The 6,382-nt window shown below is 34.0% G+C and carries 7 protein-coding genes; 6 read left to right on the top strand and 1 reads right to left on the bottom strand.

Annotated elements, in window-relative coordinates:
- Window positions 1-108 precede the first annotated feature (108 nt).
- Window positions 109-621 (bottom strand): hypothetical protein, encoded by a 513-nt coding sequence (locus FOT98_RS15480; protein WP_063262048.1) that lies wholly within the window; start codon window positions 619-621, stop codon window positions 109-111.
- A 428-nt stretch (window positions 622-1,049) separates the two neighbouring features.
- Here FOT98_RS15480 and FOT98_RS15475 point away from each other — a divergent pair, with 428 nt between their 5' ends.
- The 6 genes from FOT98_RS15475 (at window position 1,050) to FOT98_RS15450 (ending at window position 6,270) form a co-directional block, all read left to right on the top strand.
- A complete protein-coding gene (locus tag FOT98_RS15475; RefSeq protein ID WP_063262047.1) occupies window positions 1,050-1,994 on the top strand; it encodes a ring-cleaving dioxygenase in 945 nt (314 codons plus the stop codon).
- 45 nt (window positions 1,995-2,039) lie between these two features.
- The gene (locus tag FOT98_RS15470) at window positions 2,040-3,017 is read left to right on the top strand and encodes a ring-cleaving dioxygenase (RefSeq protein ID WP_063262046.1); all 978 of its coding nucleotides are present in this window, start codon (window positions 2,040-2,042) and stop codon (window positions 3,015-3,017) included.
- A gap of 122 nt (window positions 3,018-3,139) precedes the next feature.
- Window positions 3,140-3,667 (top strand): DUF2199 domain-containing protein, encoded by a 528-nt coding sequence (locus FOT98_RS15465; RefSeq protein ID WP_063262045.1) that lies wholly within the window; start codon window positions 3,140-3,142, stop codon window positions 3,665-3,667.
- A gap of 261 nt (window positions 3,668-3,928) precedes the next feature.
- A complete protein-coding gene (locus FOT98_RS15460; protein ID WP_063262044.1) occupies window positions 3,929-5,023 on the top strand; it encodes a response regulator aspartate phosphatase in 1,095 nt (364 codons plus the stop codon).
- On the top strand, window positions 5,023-5,286 hold the full coding sequence (locus tag FOT98_RS15455) for a Phr family secreted Rap phosphatase inhibitor (protein WP_063262043.1): 264 nt from the start codon (window positions 5,023-5,025) through the stop codon (window positions 5,284-5,286). The genes FOT98_RS15460 and FOT98_RS15455 overlap by 1 nt, the downstream gene beginning before the upstream one ends.
- Window positions 5,287-5,667: 381 nt before the next feature.
- A complete protein-coding gene (locus FOT98_RS15450) occupies window positions 5,668-6,270 on the top strand; it encodes a hypothetical protein (protein WP_063262042.1) in 603 nt (200 codons plus the stop codon).
- The last annotated feature ends 112 nt before the right edge of the window (window positions 6,271-6,382 follow it).

Here is a 6,382-nt window from a genome sequence, read left to right as displayed (position 1 = left end):
CCAAGTCCGCAGTTTCGGATGGAGATAGACTTTGCATCTAATCTAGTAGCAGAAGCTACCCTGTGGGAATGCGACTTCTTGTCGCACCATAATTCTCGTTATTGGAAGTTATTCTACATTGTTCTTAAATAAACGTAATATTTGTTGAGCATCTGTATCCCTTATTATGTAATGTTCTAGATTTTTTTGTTCTTCATTATCTTGACGAGCAATTATAACTTTTTTATCCTCTAGCCAAATTAAATATGTTTCATTGGAACCATCTTGGTAATTTACATTCATTTGATAATCAATATTTGCTTTGGCCTCATCATCTAGCAAAAGAGGAATAACTCTTTCTCGATCCTTATCTATTCCTGTATGTTCCATGGATTTAATAATTTGATCAAACTGTAGATTTATAACTACTTTTTTATTTTTTACCTTAGTGGATATAAGCTCAATGTTCTTTATTTCCTTTCCTTGAAAGAAAATTGGTTTACGATTTTCCTCTTGTTGTATTGAGGCCGTTTTTACTTTTGGTTGTTCAGTAGTAGATGTACTACCAGTGTTTGTCTCAGTCGAACAAGCGGATAGATATAGGAATAATGATAAGGTCAGTAATGATATATTTTTATTCATAAATTAACTCCTTTCTTTTATAGATAACATTCCTTTTCAACATGTAATAAACCTTTTTAAAGGGGAGAAGTTGTCTACTCTTCGTATGAATACTTTATCCCGCGTTAATGGATAGTAAAACCCCACTGATTATTAGCCTTCACTTTATCATTCTCCAGTTCAAAATGCTATGCAATAAAAAAATATCTCGAATTTGAGATAAATCACTTGCTTTTTAATCACTTGAGTTGTAAAGTGATAGTAACGAAAGCGATTGAGTCATATGAAAAACATATACTCAGTTGCTTTCGATTAAAAAAACGAAGTAACTTATTCAGTAAAAACTAAGATGAATTTACAAAAACATAATGAGAATAAATTGAAAAGCTAAGAAGCATATTATTTTTTAGGTATCACTTGACTAGTAAAATGAAACGGAGGAATTATCAATGTATGAAATTAAAGGGCATCATCACATTTCAATGGTTACAAAAAACGGAAGTGAGAATAACCATTTTTATAAAAACGTGCTTGGTTTACGCCGTGTGAAAATGACGGTAAACCAAGATGATCCGTCAATGTATCACTTATTTTATGGAGATAAAACAGGAAGTCCAGGCACGGAACTATCATTTTTTGAAATGCCTTTAGTAGGAAAAACGTACCGTGGTACGAATGCAATTACTCGAATCGGATTACTCGTTCCTTCAGAGGAAAGCTTATATTACTGGAAAGAACGATTTGAGAAATTTGATGTAAAACATAGTGAAATAACAACATATGCAAATCGTCCTGCTTTGCAATTTGAGGATGCGGAAGGTCTTCGCCTCGTGCTACTCGTTTCAAACGGAGAAAAAGTGGAGCACTGGGAAACGTGGGAGAAATCAGAAGTTCCTGCACAGCATCAAATTCAAGGAATGGGTTCTGTGGAAATGACGGTGCGTAGACTTGATAAACTGGCGAGTACACTTACAGACATATTTGGTTATACAGAGGTTAGCCGAAATGATGAAGAAGCGATTTTCCAATCTATTAAAGGAGAAGCCTTCGGAGAAATCGTTGTGAAATATTTAGATGGTCCTACTGAAAAGCCGGGCCGTGGTAGCATTCACCATTTAGCAATTCGTGTAAAAAACGATGCAGAGCTTGCTTACTGGGAAGAACAGGTAATACAAAAAGGTTTCCATTCTTCAGGCATTATCGACCGTTTCTACTTTAAAAGCTTATACTTCCGCGAATCAAACGGAATCCTATTTGAAATTGCGACAGATGGACCAGGATTTACAGTTGATGGGGATGTAGAGCATTTAGGAGAAAAACTTGATTTACCGCCGTTCTTAGAAGAAAAGCGAGCAGAAATTGAAGCGAAATTAGCACCTATTGAAGAAAAATAATAGAAGAGAAAATATAAATTTAAAAACCCACTGGAGGAATATAAAATGAACCAATTAAAAGGAATTCACCACGTTACAGCAATTACAAGTAGTGCAGAAAAGAACTATGAGTTTTTCACTCACGTTTTAGGAATGCGTTTAGTTAAAAAAACAGTAAACCAAGATGATATTCAAACGTACCATTTATTCTTTGCAGATGATAAAGGTAGTGCAGGAACAGATATGACGTTCTTTGACTTCCCAGGTGTTCCAAAAGGAGTACATGGTACAAATGAAATTTCAAAAACTTCATTCCGCGTTCCAACTGATGAAGCATTAGCGTATTGGGTGAAACGTTTTGACCGTCTTGAAGTGGAGCATACAGGAATTAAAGAGCAATTTGGTAAGAAAACTCTTTCGTTCGTTGACTTTGATGATCAACACTATCAATTAATCTCAGATGAATTAGATAACGGGATAGAGTCAGGCACACCGTGGCAAAACGGTCCAGTTCCATTAGAATATGCAATTACTGGCTTAGGACCTGTATTTATCCGCATCGCAAACTTTAGTTTCTTTAAAGAAGTGTTAGAGAAAGTTTTATTATTTAAAGAGATTGCGCAAGAAGGAGAATTCTATTTATTTGAAGTAAACGAAGGCGGAAACGGTGCTTCTGTTATTGTAGAACATAATACGGTTCTTCCTGAAGCACAACAAGGATTTGGTACAGTGCACCATGCTGCATTCCGCGTAGAAAATCGTGCTGTATTAGAAGAATGGATTGAGAGAATCGGTAGCGTTGGCCTTCCGTCATCTGGATATGTAGATCGTCACTTCTTCGAGTCATTATACGCAAGGGTAGCACCGCAAATTTTATTTGAATTTGCAACAGATGGCCCAGGATTTATGGGAGATGAGCCATACGAAACACTTGGCGAAAAATTATCATTACCTCCATTCCTAGAACCAAAACGTGAAGAAATCGAAAAATTAGTTCGTCCAATTGATACAGTAAGAAGCACGAAGGAATTTATTAAAGAGTAACAATAGAGAGAATAAGTAGGAGAGCAAGTAGTTTTAGCTGATCGCTGGAACTGCTTGCTTTTTTTTGTTTTCGCTTAATAAGTATTTTGCTAAAATGAATGTAAAACTGATGGAGGAATAGAATGACGAAAATTAATGGGTATACTTGTGGGTGCTGCGGTACATATCATGAAGAAATTCCAACGAGCTATGGATCAGCAGCTCCTTTTTATTATTATGATGCTGAACCTGAAGAGCGAGAAGATAGATTTGAAATGAATGATGATTTATGCGTGATGGATGGAGAACACTTCTTTATGCGCGGGAGTATTGAAATTCCTATCATTGGTACAGATGAACATTTCATATGGGGTGTATGGGTTTCATTAAGTGAAGCAAATTTTGATAAGGTAAATGAATGCTGGGATAAACAAGAACTGTTAGAGCCAATGTTTGGGTGGCTTTCGACGGATTTACCATATGAGCTGGAAACAGTAAGTTTAAAAACGATGGTTCATCCGAGAGCGGACGGTATTCGTCCTTATATTGAACTGGAACCGACAGACCATCCTCTAGCAGTGGAGTTTAGAGAAGGAATAACAATGGAACGAGTACAAGAAATAGCGGAACAACTTTGTATAAATAACGAGGATGATGAGGAAGAGTGCTGATGTTTGTTCAGTGCTCTTTTTATTATGTGGAATAAAATAATTGACGTACTTTTTGATTGCTTGCTTTTTTATTTCGCTTATAAAATTTTCTGAAAAATGTTTCTCAAGTTTTTGAAATAGAAATATTTGGTATAATTCATTTAAATTACAAATTTTCTGACAATTATTTTTCAATACATAGAAAAGAGGTGATAATATACAATTTTGATAATTGTATAAATATCCTAATTTTGTAAGTTTGAGAAAGGGAGATGCAGGTGTATGGGAGCAGATGTAGAAACACGGGAGCAAATGAAACATTCTTTAGATGATTGGTATCGTGTAATGTTGCAGCAAGATTTTAAGCAATCAAAATTTTTGAAAGAAGAGATTGAATCCAAAATAAATGATTTCAAAGAGGAAAAGAATATATCCTTTTTCTATGCTTTATTAGAATTTCGTTATCAAGTATTAGTAGATAGTCTAAGTGTTACAAATAGTAGCTTTGATAGAAGTGATTCTTTATATATTGTTGATGATAATGTTTTAACATATTATTATCATTTCTTTAAAGCGATTAAAGAAACATTAGTAACGAATTATAAAGCTGCAAGTGAAGAGTTTGAGAAAGCAGAATTACTGTTAGGGAATATTACAAATCCAGTAGAGCGTGCGGAGTTTTATTATCGACTTGGCTATTATTACTACCAATCATATCAACCAATTTTAGGAATTGATAATGTGAATAAGGCAAGAGAAGAGTTTGAGAGGCATAGTGGGCATGAACTAAGTGTAGCGCTTTGTAAAAATATATACGGGCTATGTAGTGTAGACTTAAAACAATTTTCGCTAGCAGAAGAAAGTTTCGATTCTGCATTAAATATTTTCCAACATCAACAAGTAGAACGATACATTCTAATGGTGAAAAGTAATTTAGGGTGGTTATATGGAAGTCAAAATCTTTCAGAATTATCAATTCGTCATATTTCTGAAGTTGTTGAAAAATCACCTAAGCATTATAAAGGGGTATTTACTTTAGCTGAAGAGAATTACAAACTAAACAGAGTAGAATTAGCGAATGAGTTTATCGAATTAGGATTAAAAGTTTGTAATGAATTGAAAAATCAAGAGTTTCAATATCGTTTTATGATTTTAAATGAATTGAATAAAAAATCCAATACAGCAGAATTAGAAAGAGTGGTTCTAGAAGGAATCTCGTATTTTGAAAAGGAATCATTATGGGACTGTGTAGAAGAATATACTGAAAAGTTAGCAATACGATTTTATGAGGAATCAAATGATTCTAAAGCTAGTGAATATTTTTATATGAGTAATAAAGCGAGTAAAAAATACTTAGAAAAAGGAGCTTTGAAATAATGAAAAAATTAGGTGTGATAGTAACAGGATTAATAACAACGACTGTTTTAGCATTTGGTTTAAGTAGTTTAGGCGATCAGAGCCAGGCTTTAAATCGTGGTGACGGTGGAGCGCCAGCAAGACCAGACTACGTTAGCTTTAATAAGGGGGATACTGGTGGAGCACCAGCTAACTTCAATAAAGGAGATGGCGGAGCACCAGCAGATAATAGAGGAGATGGCGGCGGTATTAGCAAACAAGACTCACACGCTGACCATTTTTAAATTAAATAATAAAGAAAAGGGGCCTCATAACGAGGTCCCTTTTCTTTATTATCATATAGGCTATATTTCCTCTTTCCTTATTTGTTGTGTAATTGGAGCTATAGCAGGTGAAGATGATAAAAAAGTACAGTTGAAAAAGACATCCGCTTGTAATTGTTCTATCAATTTAGAGGAAGATACCTTAGGGTGTCTTTTTTATAAAAAGTATAATAGGTGATTTTGTCGATTTTTCAATATATACATACCTTGCCCCCTATAGTATAATAAACGCTGTAATTATACATTTTTTTCCTGTATTTTGAAGATGTTTAATATATTATTTATATATATTAAATCTAACCGAATTGATGAAAAAAATTATGCATTGGGGGGATACTTATTATGAACAAAAAACTACTATTAACACTCTCTTGTTCTGTTTTATGTATGGGATTAGCAGCTTGTGACACTGAAACAAAAAAAGAAGAAGTAAAACAAGCTGCAACTAGAAATGGAGCATCAGAAGACTGGACAGACAAATCAAATGGCAAACAAGAAATAAAAGCTCCATTCAAAAAAGTTTCGATGGATCAATATATTAAAAACTATAACAAAATCAAAGGGAAAATGAAAAAAGAAGGCAAAGACATCTTTCCCTTCGAATATGAGAAACAAGACCACTTAGTTGGCTATACGGTGTATTCCACAAAGTCAAAAACAGAATATCAATCAAAAGGATATACCGAAGTAAAGGTACATTTAAACGATGCACGTGAGGTTGTACACATCTCTTATTACGGAAATGTAACAGATATGAATACCATCCAAGCAATGACAGAAGCTACTAATATCAAATGGACAAAAGAGATGGAAAATCTCGTACTCGCAAGACAAAAACATCCAGATGGTATTAAAATGAGTAATGGTGTTAGTTTTGATTCGCGTATAACAGGAAACGACGATGAAATCAGTATAGAAATTTGGACCACTCACAATGATCGATAAATAAAAATAAATTAGGTCCTGATATATCCTTCAAAATAAAAAACGATTCTTTAATGTACATGGAATCGGCTAATTTCTGTCCAAAATTAGTAAGGAAGTTAACAAGATAAAA

It is taken from the genome of Bacillus sp. HY001 (assembly GCF_007558965.1).
GTDB classification, from domain to species: domain Bacteria; phylum Bacillota; class Bacilli; order Bacillales; family Bacillaceae_G; genus Bacillus_A; species Bacillus_A mobilis.
Note: the sequence above shows the minus strand (reverse complement) of the source record. Positions and strands in the feature narration are given on the sequence as shown.

What these genes read in the sequence shown, in the direction of transcription:
- FOT98_RS15480 (WP_063262048.1), bottom strand. Translation starts at nt 621, where the DNA reads ATGAATAAAAATATATCATTACTGACCTTATCATTATTCCTATATCTA.
- FOT98_RS15475 (WP_063262047.1), top strand. Translation starts at nt 1,050, where the DNA reads ATGTATGAAATTAAAGGGCATCATCACATTTCAATGGTTACAAAAAAC.
- FOT98_RS15470 (WP_063262046.1), top strand. Translation starts at nt 2,040, where the DNA reads ATGAACCAATTAAAAGGAATTCACCACGTTACAGCAATTACAAGTAGT.
- FOT98_RS15465 (WP_063262045.1), top strand. Translation starts at nt 3,140, where the DNA reads ATGACGAAAATTAATGGGTATACTTGTGGGTGCTGCGGTACATATCAT.
- FOT98_RS15460 (WP_063262044.1), top strand. Translation starts at nt 3,929, where the DNA reads ATGGGAGCAGATGTAGAAACACGGGAGCAAATGAAACATTCTTTAGAT.
- FOT98_RS15455 (WP_063262043.1), top strand. Translation starts at nt 5,023, where the DNA reads ATGAAAAAATTAGGTGTGATAGTAACAGGATTAATAACAACGACTGTT.
- FOT98_RS15450 (WP_063262042.1), top strand. Translation starts at nt 5,668, where the DNA reads ATGAACAAAAAACTACTATTAACACTCTCTTGTTCTGTTTTATGTATG.